This window comes from Thermostichus lividus PCC 6715 (genome assembly GCF_002754935.1).
In the GTDB taxonomy this organism is placed as follows: Bacteria; Cyanobacteriota; Cyanobacteriia; order Thermosynechococcales; family Thermosynechococcaceae; genus Thermosynechococcus; species Thermosynechococcus lividus.
This window is the reverse complement of sequence record NZ_CP018092.1, coordinates 998,567-1,014,491: the sequence shown is the minus strand read 5'-3', so window position 1 is coordinate 1,014,491 and position 15,925 is coordinate 998,567. Positions and strand designations below refer to the sequence as shown.

At 54.0% G+C, this 15,925-nt stretch carries 16 protein-coding genes; 11 read left to right on the top strand and 5 right to left on the bottom strand.

The window, feature by feature from the left end:
- Positions 1 to 13: 13 nt before the first annotated feature.
- A complete protein-coding gene (locus BRW62_RS15100) occupies positions 14 to 259 on the bottom strand; it encodes a transposase (protein WP_227517588.1) in 246 nt (81 codons plus the stop codon).
- A gap of 391 nt (positions 260 to 650) precedes the next feature.
- On the opposite strand from BRW62_RS15100, the gene BRW62_RS05085 reads away from it, so the two are divergent.
- The 6 genes from BRW62_RS05085 to BRW62_RS05060 all read left to right on the top strand — a co-directional run bounded on the left by BRW62_RS05085 (position 651) and on the right by BRW62_RS05060 (position 9,335).
- A complete protein-coding gene (locus tag BRW62_RS05085; protein WP_099798557.1) occupies positions 651 to 1,142 on the top strand; it encodes an NADAR family protein in 492 nt (163 codons plus the stop codon).
- Positions 1,143 to 1,625: 483 nt separating this feature from the next.
- Complete coding sequence (gene alaS, locus BRW62_RS05080) at positions 1,626 to 4,301, top strand: alanine--tRNA ligase (protein ID WP_099798556.1); 2,676 nt, start codon at positions 1,626 to 1,628, stop codon at positions 4,299 to 4,301.
- Positions 4,302 to 4,399: 98 nt separating this feature from the next.
- Positions 4,400 to 5,632 carry an LL-diaminopimelate aminotransferase gene (locus BRW62_RS05075; protein WP_099799840.1) on the top strand — a complete coding sequence of 411 codons (1,233 nt, stop codon included), beginning with the start codon at positions 4,400 to 4,402 and terminating at the stop codon, positions 5,630 to 5,632.
- Positions 5,633 to 5,711: 79 nt separating this feature from the next.
- Positions 5,712 to 6,089 (top strand): hypothetical protein, encoded by a 378-nt coding sequence (locus tag BRW62_RS05070; protein WP_157768329.1) that lies wholly within the window; start codon positions 5,712 to 5,714, stop codon positions 6,087 to 6,089.
- 8 nt (positions 6,090 to 6,097) lie between these two features.
- Positions 6,098 to 8,692 carry an O-antigen ligase family protein gene (locus BRW62_RS05065; protein ID WP_099798554.1) on the top strand — a complete coding sequence of 865 codons (2,595 nt, stop codon included), beginning with the start codon at positions 6,098 to 6,100 and terminating at the stop codon, positions 8,690 to 8,692.
- Positions 8,693 to 8,756: 64 nt separating this feature from the next.
- Positions 8,757 to 9,335 carry a photosystem I assembly protein Ycf4 gene (locus tag BRW62_RS05060; RefSeq protein WP_099798553.1) on the top strand — a complete coding sequence of 193 codons (579 nt, stop codon included), beginning with the start codon at positions 8,757 to 8,759 and terminating at the stop codon, positions 9,333 to 9,335.
- On the opposite strand, the gene psbN is transcribed toward BRW62_RS05060, so the two are convergent.
- On the bottom strand, positions 9,332 to 9,463 hold the full coding sequence (gene psbN / locus BRW62_RS05055; protein ID WP_099798552.1) for a photosystem II reaction center protein PsbN: 132 nt from the start codon (positions 9,461 to 9,463) through the stop codon (positions 9,332 to 9,334). The genes BRW62_RS05060 and psbN overlap by 4 nt on opposite strands.
- 88 nt (positions 9,464 to 9,551) lie before the next feature.
- Here psbN and psbH point away from each other — a divergent pair, with 88 nt between their 5' ends.
- From psbH to pth, 3 genes are read left to right on the top strand one after another with little or no spacing between them, the layout of a single operon-like run.
- Complete coding sequence (psbH, locus tag BRW62_RS05050) at positions 9,552 to 9,752, top strand: photosystem II reaction center phosphoprotein PsbH (protein WP_099798551.1); 201 nt, start codon at positions 9,552 to 9,554, stop codon at positions 9,750 to 9,752.
- Between the two features lie 3 nt (positions 9,753 to 9,755).
- The gene (locus tag BRW62_RS05045) at positions 9,756 to 9,989 is read left to right on the top strand and encodes a TatA/E family twin arginine-targeting protein translocase (RefSeq protein WP_099798550.1); all 234 of its coding nucleotides are present in this window, start codon (positions 9,756 to 9,758) and stop codon (positions 9,987 to 9,989) included.
- 5 nt (positions 9,990 to 9,994) lie between these two features.
- The gene (gene pth / locus BRW62_RS05040) at positions 9,995 to 10,615 is read left to right on the top strand and encodes an aminoacyl-tRNA hydrolase (protein WP_099798549.1); all 621 of its coding nucleotides are present in this window, start codon (positions 9,995 to 9,997) and stop codon (positions 10,613 to 10,615) included.
- A gap of 34 nt (positions 10,616 to 10,649) precedes the next feature.
- Here the strand turns inward: pth and BRW62_RS05035 are convergent, their stop codons facing one another.
- The gene (locus BRW62_RS05035) at positions 10,650 to 11,735 is read right to left on the bottom strand and encodes a hypothetical protein (RefSeq protein WP_227517587.1); all 1,086 of its coding nucleotides are present in this window, start codon (positions 11,733 to 11,735) and stop codon (positions 10,650 to 10,652) included.
- 201 nt (positions 11,736 to 11,936) lie between these two features.
- On the opposite strand from BRW62_RS05035, the gene BRW62_RS05030 reads away from it, so the two are divergent.
- The gene (locus BRW62_RS05030; protein ID WP_099798547.1) at positions 11,937 to 13,106 is read left to right on the top strand and encodes an RNA-guided endonuclease InsQ/TnpB family protein; all 1,170 of its coding nucleotides are present in this window, start codon (positions 11,937 to 11,939) and stop codon (positions 13,104 to 13,106) included.
- 97 nt (positions 13,107 to 13,203) lie between these two features.
- Positions 13,204 to 13,854 carry an FHA domain-containing protein gene (locus tag BRW62_RS05025; protein ID WP_099798546.1) on the top strand — a complete coding sequence of 217 codons (651 nt, stop codon included), beginning with the start codon at positions 13,204 to 13,206 and terminating at the stop codon, positions 13,852 to 13,854.
- A 74-nt stretch (positions 13,855 to 13,928) separates the two neighbouring features.
- Here the strand turns inward: BRW62_RS05025 and lipA are convergent, their stop codons facing one another.
- Together lipA and BRW62_RS05015 are read right to left on the bottom strand one after the other, a co-directional pair.
- Positions 13,929 to 14,822 carry a lipoyl synthase gene (gene lipA, locus BRW62_RS05020; RefSeq protein ID WP_198406224.1) on the bottom strand — a complete coding sequence of 298 codons (894 nt, stop codon included), beginning with the start codon at positions 14,820 to 14,822 and terminating at the stop codon, positions 13,929 to 13,931.
- Positions 14,823 to 14,824: 2 nt separating this feature from the next.
- Positions 14,825 to 15,829: a permease gene (locus BRW62_RS05015; RefSeq protein ID WP_099799839.1), complete on the bottom strand. Its 1,005-nt coding sequence runs from the start codon at positions 15,827 to 15,829 to the stop codon at positions 14,825 to 14,827.
- Between the last annotated feature and the right edge of the window lie 96 nt (positions 15,830 to 15,925).

The window sequence follows — 15,925 nt, the reverse complement described above, 5'->3', positions numbered from 1 at the left end:
AGGTAAACGCTATCTATAATGCCAGATCGTAGATTTTAGCATATGCCGCATGGTCACGATGCATTCGATACCCACACTCAGAACAACGATGTCCTCTCACCTCCAAGCTGTTGCTAACAGTCGCAACACTGCTCGGACAGGTTTGGCAAGTGCCGTTGGGATTGACTTTCGCAAAGTACCCTCCCCATTTCCAGCACACCCACTCCAGTAAAGACAAGAACTGTCCAAATGCGCCATCCACGCAATCTTTTCGCAGCATTCCCCATGTTAACCCTTTGACGTTAAATAACTAACGTCAAGTCTAAAAGGTTTTCCGCTTTTAGGCTTTTTCTTTACCGTTCTTTTTGAATTTCAATACTTCTGGAGTGGAGGGCAATACCCTAGTGATAGCTGAATCCCTAGAAAAATAATATAGCGTTTACAAAACGCAAGGTGGGGCAGGCGTATCCCGCGTTTGCAAACCGCACCCTAAATCCTTCTGGCAAGTGGCAGGCCGAACGGTGATGCCACAGGTATTTCTGGCGATGACCCTGCACTTGATCTCGTTTGGCTTGACAATTAATTCCTCATCTGCGTCATGATGATCTCAGCTTCAGCCTCATCCTTTAATAATTAATAATTGTGGTGCGCTACCTCGATATTTGACAACAATGACAATTTACTTTTATCATCTTAAAGATGCCTATGGTGATTTTTCAAATTTTTCTCGTCATGGATTTTGGTTGGACAATTACTACTGGCCAACAGTAGAGCATTATTACCAAGCCCATAAGTTTTTAGGAACCGCCTATGATGCGCTTGGCCATAGGATTCGCACTGCCCCCACTGCTCGTGCGGCAGCACAATTGGGGCGTGATCCTACCTATCCGGTGCGTCAGGATTGGGAACAGGTTAAGCAGCAGGTAATGTGGCGGGCACTGGTGGCTAAGTTTACGACTCACGCAGCGTTGCGCCAGTTATTGCTGGCAACTGAAGAGGAGGATCTTGTAGAAGACTCTCCTGTAGATAGCTATTGGGGTTGTGGGCGCGATCGCCAAGGGCATAATTACCTTGGGCGGCAATTGATGTATTTGCGCTACTGTTTACGGCACTCGATTCCCCTCCCCAACGAATTTAGGGGGTGGCCGTTGTCGCAGGGCTAAGCAAATTTGACTTCTCCCCTCCTTGAAAGAGAGGGGATTCCCAAAGGATGCTACGCAACGGGCTGAAGCCGCGTTGCTTCGCTTTTCCCTTGAGCTGTCACCCACAACTTAATGCGGGTGGGGGCAGTCAAAGACCCCCTACTCACCTCAAGCATTTCTGCTATTGGGACTACGTTTATGTTTCGGTTCGTGGTTTCGCGCTTTTCAACACTAGCCAATTCGATACGCTCAACATCCTGCCATTGCTTGCAGTGGTTTAGGCTTGCCGCCAAAGCGGTAGTGACTTACTTGCCGGGATCTCTCCGTACTAGGATGTTTCTTCGCGTAGTTGATACGCCTACTTTCCACGTCTCTAGTTTAACACATAGAGAGGGCTAAAGCCCCCTGAGTTGGCTGTATCCCCTCGCTAAAGCGGAGGGGTTTTAGCCCGCCCACATCTCTATAATAGTAGTCTGACTGCTACCCCGTCGAGATGCCGTTACTATGACTTCGTCCCCTTCTTCGTCGGCGATCACTGCCCTCAGTGGTGATCAAATTCGCCAAAAATTTCTTGAGTTTTATGCCGCCAAGGGACATACGATCCTCCCCAGCGCCTCGTTAATTCCTGAGGATCCAACGGTCTTGCTCACCATTGCTGGAATGTTACCCTTTAAGCCAATTTTTCTGGGGCAGCAGCCGCGAACCGTGCCTCGTGCCACGACGGCACAAAAGTGCTTGCGAACCAATGATATCGAAAATGTGGGTCGCACTGCCCGCCACCACACATTCTTTGAAATGCTGGGAAATTTCAGCTTTGGGGATTACTTCAAAGCGGAGGCGATCGCCTGGGCGTGGGAACTGATGACCACCGTCTATGGCCTGCCGGAAGAGCGCCTCTTGGTGAGCGTGTTTGAAAAGGATGACGAGGCGTTTGAGCTTTGGCATCGCCAAGTGGGCTTGCCCAAAGAGCGCATTCAACGCATGGGCGAAGACAGTAACTTCTGGAGTGCTGGCCCAACGGGTCCGTGTGGCCCGTGTTCAGAAATTTACTATGATTTCTACCCTGAAAAGGGCTTGGACGCTATTGATCTGGAGGACGATCGCCGGTTTATTGAGCTATATAACTTGGTGTTCATGGAATTGAACCAAGACGATGAAGGGCATCGCACCCCTCTCAGCGCCAAAAATATCGATACTGGCATGGGGCTAGAGCGCATGGCGCAGGTGCTACAGGGCGTTCCTAATAACTACGAAACGGATTTGATCTTCCCTATCATGACAGCGGCAGCAACCCTAGCGGGGCTGACCTACTCTAGAGCAAATGCCAGCCAACAAACATCCCTAAAGGTGATTGGCGACCACAGTCGGGCAGTGGTGCACCTCATTGCTGATGGGGTCACCGCCAGCAATGTCGGGCGTGGGTATGTGCTGCGGCGGCTGATTCGGCGCATTGTCCGCCATAGCCGTTTGCTGGGCATTAGCGATGTCATCACCCCCCAGTTGGCCACGGTGGCAATAGAGTTGGCGGCTCCAGTGTATCCGAACTTGCAAGAGCGGCGCTCAGTGATTCTCAGTGAGTTACAGCGCGAGGAAGAGCAGTTCCTCAAAACCCTAGATCGCGGCGAGAAGCTCTTGGCGGATATGCTAGCACCCCTGAAGCGGCCAAAGCACAAGAAACAGAAGGCTGCTCAACTGTCGGGGCGCGATGCGTTCATTCTTTTTGACACCTATGGGTTTCCGCTGGAATTAACGCAAGAGATTGCTGCTGAGCAGGGGATTGGTGTCGATGTCGCTGGGTTCGAAACCTGTATGGCCGAGCAGCGCCAACGCTCACAAGCAGCTCATGAAACCATTGATATTACAGTGCAAGAAGGGCTAGATTCCCTGGGCGAGGAACTGCATCCTACCGAATTCTGCGGCTATAACCAGTCTGCTGTGACCACAACTGTGACTGCTCTCCTTGTGGGGGGGCATCCAGCAGAGACCGCCGCAGCGGGGGACAATGTCCAAGTCATTTTGGCGCAAACCCCCTTCTATGCCGAGTCTGGCGGGCAAATTGGCGATCGCGGCTATTTAGCAGGTACCGATTGCCTTGTGCGTATTGCCGATGTCCAAAAACAGAGGGAGGTGTTTATCCACTATGGCAAAGTGGAGCGGGGCACCCTCAAGGTGGGCGATCGCCTCACCGCCCAAATTGACCTGAGTTGTCGGCGGCGGGTACAGGCACACCATACCGCTACCCATCTGTTGCAAGCGGCTCTGAAAAAACTCATTGACGAGAATATTGCCCAAGCAGGTTCCCTTGTTGCCTTTGATCGCCTGCGGTTTGACTTTAACTGCCCCCGTGCCCTCAGCCACGACGAACTGCAACAGGTCGAAGATCAAGTCAATGCTTGGATTAGCGAAAGCCATCCCACCTCTGCCACCATCATGGCGATCAACGAGGCCAAAGCCAAAGGGGCGATCGCTATGTTTGGGGAAAAATACGGCGAACAGGTGCGCGTTCTGGATATTCCGGGGGTTTCGATGGAACTCTGCGGCGGCACCCACGTCAGCAATACCGCCGAAATTGGCCTGTTCAAGATCATTAGTGAAAGTGGCGTTGCCGCAGGTATTCGTCGCATTGAAGCCATTGCTGGGGCTGCCGTGCGCGATTACTTACAGCAGCGGGATGCCATTGTCCGGAACCTGTGCGATCGCTTCAAAGCCAAACCAGACGAGATCCTAGAGCGAGTCAGCCAACTCCAAGAGGAGGTCAAAACCAAACAAAAGCAGCTAGCGCAGCTTAACACCGAGCTAGCCCTTGCCAAAACCCAGGCCCTGCTAGGGGACGTGCAAACGATCGGTGGCACCGCCGTCCTCATTAGCCGCTTAGACGGTGTGGATCCCCAAGGTCTAAAAACCGCTGCGGAGTGGCTCCTGAGCAAACTGGGGCAAGGGGTCGTGGTTCTGGGGACTCAACCCGCCCCAGCGAAAGTGAATCTCATTGTAACGGCTAGCGCAGAGGTGGTGCAGCGGGGGGTTCATGCCGGTCAATTGGTGGCAGAACTGGCCAAGGTCTGTGGTGGGGGCGGCGGCGGTCGGCCCACCATGGCGCAGGCGGGTGGCTCACAGCCAGAAAAATTAGCAGCGGCACTAGACCTTGCCCAGACTCGTCTCACCGCCGTCCTCGAATCCTGATACACTTTGTTTGTTCTAGCCACGATTGCGTAGAGCGCAGAGTATGGATGCAGCGCCCTGCCGTTAGTTGCCGTTATATTTTCGATACCTCCACCCCTATGGCTGTTGTTAACGCAAACTACCTCAAGTTAAAAGCCGGTTACCTGTTCCCGGAAATTAGCCGCCGCGTCAATCACTTTCTCAAGGATCATCCCGATGCTCCCCTCATTCGCTTAGGCATTGGGGATGTGACCGAACCCTTGCCCGCCGCCTGCCGTGAAGCCATGATCAAAGCGGTGGAGGAGATGGGCGATCGCGCCACCTTCAAAGGCTATGGCCCCGAACAGGGCTACAGTTGGCTGCGTGAAAAAATTGCGGCCCATGATTTTCAAGCCCGTGGCTGCGACATTGATGCCAGTGAAATCTTTATCTCCGATGGCTCGAAATGTGATACCGGCAATATTCTGGATATTTTTGGTGATAGCAATAAAATTGCTGTGACTGATCCGGTCTATCCCGTTTATGTGGATACCAACGTCATGGCAGGGCATACCGGCGAGGCCAACGATCGCGGCGAGTATGCCGGATTAGTGTATTTACCCATTACCGCCGAAAATAACTTTACCGCCACCCTCCCCAGTGACCCCGTTGACTTGGTGTATTTGTGCTTTCCCAATAATCCAACGGGTGCGGTGGCCAGCCGCGAGCATTTGCAGGCGTGGGTGGACTATGCCCGCACGCACCGCGCTATTCTCTTTTTTGATGCTGCCTACGAAGCATTCATCACCGATCCTGCCATCCCCCACTCCATCTACGAAATTCCAGGCGCACGGGACTGTGCCATCGAGTTTCGCTCATTTTCTAAGAATGCTGGTTTTACGGGCACCCGTTGCGCCTTTACAGTTGTGCCCAAGGGGCTGAAAGGCTATACCCCTAGCGGCGACGCTGTAGATCTCTGGTCACTGTGGCAACGGCGACAGTCCACCAAGTTTAACGGCGTTTCCTACATTGTGCAGCGCGGTGCTGAGGCGGTCTATTCTCCAGAGGGTCAAACCCAAGTGCGCCAATTAGTGAGCCTTTACCTTGAAAATGCCCGCCTGATTCGCGATCGCCTCAGTAAAGCAGGGATGGCGGTTTATGGGGGGGTGAATGCCCCCTACGTGTGGGTGAAAACCCCTAACGGCATGAGCAGTTGGGACTTTTTTGATACGCTGCTACACACCTGCTACGTTGTGGGAACCCCAGGAGCGGGCTTTGGGGCAGCCGGAGAAGGTTATCTGCGCCTCTCAGCGTTTAATAGCCAAGCAAATGTAATCGAGGCAATGGCACGGGTGGTGGCAACCTTGGGTTAAAGGGGGGATACGTTAGAATCTGTAGGAACGATTGCAGGAGAGCCAGATGTTCAGACGTGCGCTGACCCTAGGATTGGGTATGGGACTCCTATGGAGTGGTACGGCCATGGCTCTAATCCTTGAGCGAGAAGAACGCCAGCACCGTGTTGCTCAACCCCTTGCCCAAGGAGCCACGGCTGCTCCCCTCGAACAAGGGGGGCCAATTGAAGCTCAGGGGCTGCCCCTGACCCAGCCTGCCCCCAATCTCCAACAGGATAGTCAAATTCTGGATCAAGCTGCCCAGCAAGCCCAACGGCAGGCGGTTGCCGATGTGATTCGTCAAGCTCAGGACTATGCCTTGGTTAACGATGGTTATGTCGGCAGCCCCAACTATATCTACAGCACTGGCGGCGACCAAATCGGCTTAGATGAGTTGGGTGGCTGGGGTGGCTTCAACCCCTATACCCTTGGGTTTTAGTCTGACCTATGGCTGAGGTGCAACCCCATTGGGCAGAGCAGGCCACTAAGCAAGAGGGGGTTCTGCTCGGTCTGTTGACAGCAGCGGGGTATGCCTTTTTTACCCTGCTTCCCGATAGTCATAGTCTGATGGTGGCGTGGCCGTGGGTGCTGCTATGGCAAGCTGCGTTAGGGGTGCCGCTGCTGTGGTTTTTACAGGTGTTGGCCTATCAGCGGCGAGTGCAACCCCTTGGCAATGGCTTGGATGGGGTGGTACTGCTGCTCCTAGCGGGGTTGGCCATTTCGGGAACCGTTAGTGCCTTTCCCAATCAGGCGCGTTGGTATGGTTGGGCGTTGTTAGGGGGACTGGCCGTTATCTATCCCCTTGGAGCATGGCTGCGATCGCCAGAACGGCGCTGGCAACTGGTGCAAGCCCAAGGGTATCTGACGGTAGCTTTTGTGGTGGTGAGTTTGGGGGTATGGCTGGGGACAACATTGGTGCCAGAATGGCTGCGCCAAGCAACGCTCAGTACCCAAGGATTGTCACTTCAGATCAATACCGATGCCCTTGAGCTGCGCAATTGGGCTCCCTTTGGGCATCAAAACTATGTGGCGGGCTATCTATTGCTGGCCTTGCCCTTGGTGGGGGTGTTGGCACTACAGGCTAAGCCGCAGTCTCGCTGGTGGCGATCGCGCCCCTTTTGGTTGGGGGTGCTCCTATTGGGTCTGGTGGATCTCTACACCACCTTCTCGCGGGGGGGTGGCCTTGGCTTAATGGCGATGGCGATCGCCCTGTTCATCGGCTTGATCTGGCAGCAACGGCAGGCTTCGCGGCGGTGGCTTCAGATGGGGGGGCTGACGATCATTGGCTTACTGGTGATTGCCTTGGCCAACGATCGCCTGCGGCGCAGTCTAGTGGCGCTGAGTCAAGGCGGTCAAGGTGCGGAACTGGCCTACCGCTGGATCACCAGCATTGTGGGGTGGCGCATGGGAGCCGCCCAGCCCTTGACGGGCAATGGGTTAGGGAGTGTCCCCCTGTGGTATCAGCATTACCGTCCTGCCTGGGCAGGTCGCGAAGCGGAGTGGATCTATCAACTCCACAGTACCCCCGTGCAATTGTGGGCTGAGCTAGGGATTTGGGGAATTGGCGCTTTCGTCTTAGGCATCGTTCTTTTAACCTATTGGGCCGTGCGCTATCGTCGCTGGTGGCTGCAGTTGAGCGTTCATGAGCAGCGCTTGGCTCTCGCAATATATCTGGCGCTGCTTGGCTATAGCATCCTTAGCCTCACGGACTTTCAGTTAGACAATATTGGCATTGGCGGGCTGCTGTTGCTGGAACTCACCCTGTTGGCAACCCTACTGCGCACTGGCCAGCACCAAAATCCTCCGAACCGACTGCGACCGCGCTGGGCACTGTTACTCGTGGCCAGTGGGTTAGGGGTGATGATGGCAATGATCGCATGGTTAACCCCCATCCATCGCGCTTGGTGGGCGGCCAGTGACGGCTTTTTAGCCCTCCTTGAGGAACCACCCCAGTGGAACAGGTTTACCGAGAAATTATTTCAGGCGCAGGAGTTAGCACCGTGGCAGCCCTACTATCCACTACAACTGGGCTGGAATTACGGTCAACGGGGCATAGAAACAGAGACTGTCGAGGCGCAATCTGCGCTGCTACGCACGGCAATCGCCGAATTCGAGAAAGGGATTGAACGCTCTCCTTACCTAGAATTTGGCTACAGTAATGTGGGCTGGCTCTACTGGCGTGAAGGGAAATTTGCCCAAGCCGCCACAGCGTTTGCCCAAGCCGCTCAGCTTGTCCCTGCCAAACGGGGGAACTTTCTTGGCTTGGGGCTGGCTCTCATTGCCAACAATCAACCTGAGCTAGCGACAGAGGCGCTCACCTTAGAAGTTCTGCGCCATCCACTGTTCATCACCAGCCCAGCATGGCGCAGTGCTCCCCTTGCCCCCTTTTATCCCCCCGTTCTCCAAGCCGTGAGCCGTCGCTATGCCCAACTCGAAACAGAACTGCCCCCAACGAGTGCCGCTGCTGAGTACGTCCGCCAAATTGCCACCGTTTTGCAGTGGTGGCAGGGAAACCTAGCAGCCGCCAAAGACCGTTTGAGCGCCCTGCCGCCCTCTGCCTTTCGCGATCTCTTAGAGCCGCTGCTAACCATTAGTGAGTTCCCCAGCACCCCCCATGAAGCTCCCCATCCCCCCAACGTGGGGCAGCTTTTCCTGCGGGCATGGTATGACGAACGGAACCGCTTGCTGCTACTGGAAACCGCGTGGCGGTATGGGGCTGGCACCACCATCAATACTGAGCAACTCCAGCAGATTGTGCGCTCCCTCCGGGGGCAAAACAATCCCCTCAATTGGTTGCGCTCAGCCGCACCAGCGGTGGGAATCAGCTATCGTCGGGCTGGCTTTGGGGTCAACAGCCGCATCATTGATGGCCCGCAACCCACGGATTTTTTTATTGCCATTGACAATTTACCCATGGTGACTCTGTTTCAAGCGCTTTGGCCTGATAATGTCTTTTTGCCGCAGCTGGATCAGGCTCTTGAGGGCGATCGCCACCACCTGCTCAATGCCCTGAAGGCACAGGAGCGGCACCGTGTACCATAGGATAGAGAGCTTAGGGGAATACCCAGCAGGCTCCTCATTCCTAATCCTTTCATGAATTGCAGCTATGGCGAACCCAACCGTAACTGAGCAGTCTCCCCGTCAAGAATCCTGTCTTCGCTATGCGGTGCTCGGCTCCCGCCGTCTGAGTAATTACTTTTGGGCAACTGTTGTCTCCATCGGTGGGCTGGGGTTTTTCTTGGCAGGTCTTTCGAGCTATCTGCACGTGAACCTGCTACCCATTGGCAACCCGCTAGAGCTAGCGTTTATTCCCCAAGGGATTGCCATCGGTTTTTATGGGGTGGCGGCGCTGCTCTTGGCCACCTACCTCTGGTTGGCGATCGCTTGGGACGTTGGTGGCGGGTTTAATGAATTTAATAAAGAGACAGGTTTTGTGCGCATCTTTCGCTGGGGGTTTCCCGGCAAACATCGCCAGATTGAAGTCAGTTGCCCCCTCAGTGATGTCCAAGCCCTCAAGATTGTCATCAAAGACGGGCTAAACCCCAAGCGTAGCCTTTACCTCAAGATCAAAGGCCGGGGCGACATTCCGCTAACGCGCGTGGGTGCACCGCTGCCCCTTGCGGAGCTAGAAACCCAAGGAGCAACGATCGCCAGCTTCTTGGGTGTCCCCATCGAAGGCCTCTAATCGTCGTGATCGTCAAAGGGATCCGCCAACTCCTTAGAGGGTGGCCCAAAGGAGAGGTAGATCGAGTAGCCAGTAACGCCAATACAGACCGCAGCAAGGCCAATGCTAAGAACTATTGCAGGTTCCATAGGATAGATCGAAAATGTGAACAAGATATGGTTCTATAATATTACGAAACATTAAACCGCTGTTCATTTAGTTCACCAAAAGGCATTTATGGCACGACGTACTTGGCTTGGCGATGTTCTGCGCCCCCTTAACTCGGAATACGGTAAAGTTGCTCCTGGTTGGGGCACCACTCCCTTAATGGCCGTGTTCATGGGGTTATTTTTGGTGTTTTTGCTGATTATCCTCCAGATTTACAACTCGACACTCATCCTCGATGGTGTTAACGTGAGTTGGAAAGCTCTGGGATAGGTAATGAACGTTTTTGGTATTGGTCTGCCGGAACTAATTGTGATTCTGGTGGTGGCATTGCTCATTTTTGGTCCGAAAAAGTTGCCGGAAATTGGCCGCAGCTTGGGTAAAACCAAACGCGCCTTTGAGGAAGCCTCCCGCGAATTCCAAGATGAGATGAAACGGCAGACCGCTGCCCTTGAGCAGGAAAAGCAGACTGCTGTTGAGGGTGAGTCTAGCCGCGAGCCTTCAGCCTAGGGGTAATGGCGGCACTCATTCAACCCTGTGTCATTGTTGGCCTAGGAAATCCCGGCGGTGAGTATGCGGCAACGCGGCATAACATTGGTTTCCGGGTGCTTGATGCCTTTGCCGAGCGGCATGGGATTACCCTAACTGCGCAGCGGCGGTTTTTGGGGGACGTGGGCGAAGGTGTGCTGCACGGCCAAAAAATTCGCCTTCTTAAGCCCACTACCTATATGAATAGCTCGGGGCGATCGCTGTATGCCCTCTTAAATTTTTATAAGCTACCCCTTGCGCGTACCCTTGTGGTCTATGACGATGCCGACCTTGCCCTAGGGCGACTACGGCTGCGCTTGAGTGGCTCAACAGGGGGGCATAACGGCATTAAGTCCATTGTGCAGCACTTTCACTCTCAAGAGTTTCCGCGCTTAAAGGTGGGGATTGCCTTTGGCGATCGCCTCACCCAAACCGGCCCTCGCAACGCTGTTCCCTTTGTGCTGGGGAACTTTTCAGCGGCTGAACTAATGGTGTTGCCCCACGTCCTCGACCTTGCCGTGGCGGCTATTGACCACAGTATCGAAGCGGGGCTAGAGGCAGCCATGAACCATTACAACGGCAAATGTATTCCCCTCCCCCAGTCTTAAGGGCTAGGGTATGGAGCAGGGTCTCGCCACATACCTACTTTTTGATGAGGATGTAGCCCCGGACATAGTCCGGTAGAGTGCGGGCAACCGCTTGGTACGCTGAGGGATTGGGGAAAATGCCAGCCAAAAAGTCTAATTGGTACAGGTTCGGTGCAAACGCCCCACCCGTATCGGCAATGACCCCTAGGCGTAGTTGCGATCGCCCACCGCGCGTATCTTCAATCATGACCACGCGACCCAACCCTACATTCCAGACATCCCCAGCAAAGGTCACTTCTGGCTCAATGTTGATCTTGTTTTCAATACTGCTGCCATAGCCTTTGATGGCGGCCACTTGGCGAAAGTACCAGTAACGCCGCTGATCGTAAGGCGTCACCCCTTTAACAAAGGCAATACCATTGTTGCGATCCACATTAAAAAAGGCACTGCCGCCATCCGTAAAGTTGACTAGGATGGTTCCCTGCATCAGGGCATCTTCAAAGGCGGCACGGGTGAGGTACGCCAGTGGTCGGACTCGTCCGTGCAGCGCGCCACCAGGTTCAAAAATACCTGCGAGCACCTGCTGCTTCGTTAACTGCCTATAAAAGGTATCTTCCGGCTGATCTGGTTGGCGATCGGGCAGGGCGTAGAGGGCAGTATTGTAGGTGGCGGTGCGGCTGCGGGAGCCAGTGTGGGTGAAAACGGCGTAGTTGGTCAGACGCAGCTGCTGGGTTTGTTGGCGATCGCGAGGATTGTGGGGGAGCCACTGGATCACCCGAAAATGCTGATTGATAAACGCTGGATCTTGCAAACGGATGGGGCGTTTATTGCTAATGTCCTCCGTGAGGGTGGCAATCATAAAATCAAGGGTGGCTAATACGTCCGTGAGGCTCACCCCTTGGACAGCAAGAACCCCCTCGCGCTGCACCACCGGATCCGCTACACCGTACTCGTGAAAATACTGCCGCGTATTGCGTAACACCCGCAACAGTTTCATCGGAGCGGTGACAATAGGGCTGCTGGGCAAGGGGCGATCGCGAAACAGAGCACGACCATCAATTTGAAAGGCTGGCTGCCCAAATTCATCAACAGCAGTGTACAGAGGACTTGGGGTGGGCGCAGGCACCGATGCTTGCGGCATCGTAGTCGCATAGCATCCAGGAGCAAGGGAGAAAACGCTGAGCAGTATCAGCCATTTCCCTAGCCCAACACGCAAAGAAGTAACCATCGCTTGCAAACTCACATCGGGTAGGGCTGGAAGCCCCGTACTTCAGTGCGGGGAGGAAAGCCTCTTTAGCAACTTCAGTTGCCATATTACCATTTAGGCGCATAAAATGAACTCATGCCACAGCAAATACTGACCATTGTCTGTCAACTAAATCCCACTGCAGAGCAAATTGTCAAGCTAGACCAAGTTCTGCAGGGCTTCGCTGAGGCTTGCAGATACATCAACAGTACCATTTGCCCCAGCATTACTAACAAGAACCGTATTCAGAAAGAAGTTTACAGAGCAGTACGACAGCAATTCGGCTTAACCGCTAACTTGGCTGTCAGGGCTTGTGCCAGAGTTGCCGCTAACCGCAAGGTGGGAAAGGTTAAGGGATTCAGGGCTACTTCTGTGGATTATGATGCTCGCCTGTTTGACTACAGAGCGAAAGAACAATGCGTTAGCCTCTCCACCCTAAACGGACGGGAACGCATTCCCTTAGTGGTGGGTAACTACCAGATAGAAAAACTCAAGGGCAAGAAGCCTACTTCTGCCACTCTCTGCAAACGCAAAGATGGTAAGTTTTATATCCACATCCAAGTAAAGGAAGAAGTGCCAGAACCTCAGACTGGACATGGGGTTTTGGGCGTTGACTTTGGTAGGACAGACATTGCACATACATCGGAAGGAGACAACTGGCATGGACAGCAGTTAACTAAGGTACGAGACCACTACTCCAAACTGAGGGCGGTACTCCAGCAGAAAGCCAGTAAAGGCACACGCAGTTCTAGGCGTAGATGTCGGGAACTGGTGAAACGGCTATCTGGCAGGGAGAGACGCTTTCAGGCATGGGTAAACCACTGCATTTCTAAGACTATTGTGGCAAGGGCAAAAGCAACGGGCAGTGTTATTGCTTTGGAAGACCTGACAGGGATACGGGAGCGCACTAATCAAGTACCTCGTTCTAAAACAGAGCGTAGGCGTGCCAACAGTTGGGCGTTTTACCAACTGCGTAGCTTCATTAGCTACAAGGCACTCAAAGCAGGTGTGGGAATAGTGCTAGTTAATCCTCGCTACAGTAGTCAAACTTGCCACAGATGCCTGCATATTTACCCCGACCCAAAGCAGTCCTATCGCACTGGGAAGCAGTTTAAGTGCGGGCATTGTGGCTGGACAGGAGACGCAGATTTCAATGGTGCTAGTGTAATTGCGCTTTTGGGGGCTGTTGTAAACCAGCCTAGAGGTTCGGGCTTGTCTTGTTCTCTTGCAGAACATAACAGGCTCAGGGCTACTGAAAGCCCCTGACTGAAGTCAGGGGAAGTTTACTTTGCTGATCCTACCAGATACTGCTGATGCCCAAGTAATATAAAGGTGTTACGGTTGCTGTTGAGGTGGTTCCCTAATGGACAGTAACAGTGAGTATCATCTGCTCAACATCGAAGATGAAACGGGAAAACGAACCATTCCGTTAGATGCCGCCACCTATTCGGTGGGGCGGGACGCCAGTAACGCAATCGTGATTCAGGGGCACGGTGTCTCACGACAACATGCCTTGTTATTACGCTTACCCTCCCCCTCGGGCTACCGCTATCGCATTGTCGATGGCAATGCCGATGGCAAAAGAAGTGCCAATGGCATTCTGGTCAATGGTAAACGGGTTCAAAGTCATAATCTTAACCCCGGGGATGAAATCAGCTTCGGCGGCCATGTCAAAGCCCACTACACCACCGTTTCCATGGCAGAGGCTGAATTTACGAAATATCTCAACAGCATCAATTATCACAGCATTAAGGCAGTCCCCCTGACGACGACCGCCACCATTGTTGATGAAGAGCAGGAGCACGAAGGTGTGGAAGAAACGAACTTTAATGCCGTGCCGCCCCCCATGGTTGAAAAGACGGTGCGGTTTACCCCCTCGCCCCCGCCCCAGTCTCCGCTGCTATGGATTGTGGTCATTGCCGTGACCGTGGCGCTGGTACTGGGTATTGGCGTTGCTGTGTGGCAACAACAACCGCCCCCGGAGCAGGCACCACCAACGCAACCCAAATCTTAACTAATGAGGGGTGCAGGGAGCGATACGTTTCGGGCTGCACCCGTAGGGTCAGCGTCGGGAGGATGTCATGCCAATTAAGACAGCTGTTGTGAAGGGCGTTGGCGGGGGTATTGCGCCATCAGTGAGCGTACCTGCTCGGCATGGTAGGAGCTCCGCGTCAGCGGCGACGACACCACCTGTAAAAAGCCCATAGATTCGCCAAGGGTGCGCCAAGCTGCAAATTGCTCTGGATGCACAAAGGTTTGCACGCCTAGATGTTTAGAACTAGGTTGCAGGTACTGACCAATGGTGAGGATGTCACAGCCCACCCGTCGCAGGTCCTGCATAACCGCTTCCACTTCGGCAACAGTTTCCCCGAGACCAACCATAATGCCGGATTTCGAGTAGATCCACGGTGTTGTTTCATGGACACGCTGTAACAGGTCTAGGCTGCGCTGGTAGCTGCCTTGGGGGCGGACACGGCGGTAGAGGCGCGGCACTGTTTCGGTATTGTGGTTGAGGACATCTGGGCCAGCCGCCAGGATGCGATCAAGTGCCTCCCAATTGCCGCACAGATCCGGAATTAAAACTTCAATGGTGGTGCGGGCTGCGCGATCGCGAATCCGTTGAATGACGGCAACAAACTGGCTCGCTCCTCCATCCGCCAAATCATCGCGGTTCACCGAGGTAATGACCACATGGTTGAGCTGCATCCGGACGACGGCTTCGGCAAGGCGATCGGGCTCTGTGGGGTCAAGGGGGAGGGGTTTCTTTTCAAAGTCAATGTCGCAGTAAGGACAGGCACGGGTACAGGCAGGGCCCATCATTAAAAATGTTGCTGTCCCCTCGTTAAAGCACTCGCCAATGTTGGGGCAGGAGGCTTCTTCGCACACAGTATTTAAGCCTAAATCCCGTAGCAGTTCTTTGACATTGCCAACCCGCTGCCACTGCGGGGCTTTGACCCGTAACCAGTCTGGTTTGACGACCACGGCTAACTCCACTGCAAATTCAGAAATAGACAAAGAGAGAAGGTGAGTTGTGCCACCAGTATAAAGATATAGATCAGCGCCCGCGGACGGAAAATGGTCAGCAGCAGGCCAATGCCTTTGAGATCCACCATTGGCCCAAGGACTAAAAAAGCTAACAGGGCACCGGGGGTGAAGGTCGCTGCAAAGGCAAGGGCGAAAAAGGCATCCACCGTTGAGCAAATGGAAATAACGGTGCCCAGAATCATCATGGCCACAATGGAAATGACGGGGCCTTGGCCTAGGCTGAGGATCAGTTCGCGGGGGGCGGCCACTTGAATGGCAGCGGCAATGAGGCTACCAAGGACTAAAATCCCCCCTAGCTCCCGAAACTCTTGGAGAATGTTATCCAGCAGGAGCGGTAGCCGTTGTGGCCACGGTTGGGGGGAGACCCTAGGGGCTAGGGTGAGGGTGTCAAGGGCAAGGGGTTGACCCGGGGAACTTAGCAGGTAGGTGCCGGATTGCAGCAGTGCCGGAACTGCAACGGTTTCGGGTTGGGGGCGCGGCATCATCGCTGTGACGGTGGGTTGCAAAAAAGGGCGTAGATCGGCTTGGCAGCTAAAGACCCAGCCAACGATGGTGGCGATCGCCAGCGAAAAGAGCACTCGAAAAACAACAATTTCCGGTTGATCGCGAAAGGCAATCCACGTTGCCCAGATCACAATTGGATTAATGGTGGGAGCCGCCAACAAAAAACCAATAGCCACCGAGGCGGGCATTCCTTGAACAAGCAGCCGGCGAGCGACCGGCACATTGCCGCACTCACACACTGGGAACAAAAAGCCAATGCAACTACCCACCAATGCCCCTAACAGCGGCGATCGCGGCAGGCGGCGGATCAGCGCCTGTTCATCAATAAACAGCAGTAACAGACTGGAGAGGAGAATTCCCAATAAAAGAAACGGAAATGCCTCTACTAATAAACTCAGAAAGAGGGTGAAACCGCTTTGGAACTGATTGGCAAGGTTCATGGGCAATACAGGCGGCAACTCCTTGAGGCTCATCCTATCAAAGATCTGCCGCAGTGCTCGGCACCCTAGCAGCAGTCGTGGGCAGCCAGCGGCTGT

Bases quoted from the DNA above. Each gene is read 5' to 3' on its own strand.
- BRW62_RS15100 (WP_227517588.1), bottom strand. From the start codon at position 259: ATGCTGCGAAAAGATTGCGTGGATGGCGCATTTGGACAGTTCTTGTCT.
- BRW62_RS05085 (WP_099798557.1), top strand. From the start codon at position 651: ATGACAATTTACTTTTATCATCTTAAAGATGCCTATGGTGATTTTTCA.
- alaS (WP_099798556.1), top strand. From the start codon at position 1,626: ATGACTTCGTCCCCTTCTTCGTCGGCGATCACTGCCCTCAGTGGTGAT.
- BRW62_RS05075 (WP_099799840.1), top strand. From the start codon at position 4,400: ATGGCTGTTGTTAACGCAAACTACCTCAAGTTAAAAGCCGGTTACCTG.
- BRW62_RS05070 (WP_157768329.1), top strand. From the start codon at position 5,712: ATGGGACTCCTATGGAGTGGTACGGCCATGGCTCTAATCCTTGAGCGA.
- BRW62_RS05065 (WP_099798554.1), top strand. From the start codon at position 6,098: ATGGCTGAGGTGCAACCCCATTGGGCAGAGCAGGCCACTAAGCAAGAG.
- BRW62_RS05060 (WP_099798553.1), top strand. From the start codon at position 8,757: ATGGCGAACCCAACCGTAACTGAGCAGTCTCCCCGTCAAGAATCCTGT.
- psbN (WP_099798552.1), bottom strand. From the start codon at position 9,463: ATGGAACCTGCAATAGTTCTTAGCATTGGCCTTGCTGCGGTCTGTATT.
- psbH (WP_099798551.1), top strand. From the start codon at position 9,552: ATGGCACGACGTACTTGGCTTGGCGATGTTCTGCGCCCCCTTAACTCG.
- BRW62_RS05045 (WP_099798550.1), top strand. From the start codon at position 9,756: ATGAACGTTTTTGGTATTGGTCTGCCGGAACTAATTGTGATTCTGGTG.
- pth (WP_099798549.1), top strand. From the start codon at position 9,995: ATGGCGGCACTCATTCAACCCTGTGTCATTGTTGGCCTAGGAAATCCC.
- BRW62_RS05035 (WP_227517587.1), bottom strand. From the start codon at position 11,735: ATGCCGCAAGCATCGGTGCCTGCGCCCACCCCAAGTCCTCTGTACACT.
- BRW62_RS05030 (WP_099798547.1), top strand. From the start codon at position 11,937: ATGCCACAGCAAATACTGACCATTGTCTGTCAACTAAATCCCACTGCA.
- BRW62_RS05025 (WP_099798546.1), top strand. From the start codon at position 13,204: ATGGACAGTAACAGTGAGTATCATCTGCTCAACATCGAAGATGAAACG.
- BRW62_RS05015 (WP_099799839.1), bottom strand. From the start codon at position 15,829: ATGAACCTTGCCAATCAGTTCCAAAGCGGTTTCACCCTCTTTCTGAGT.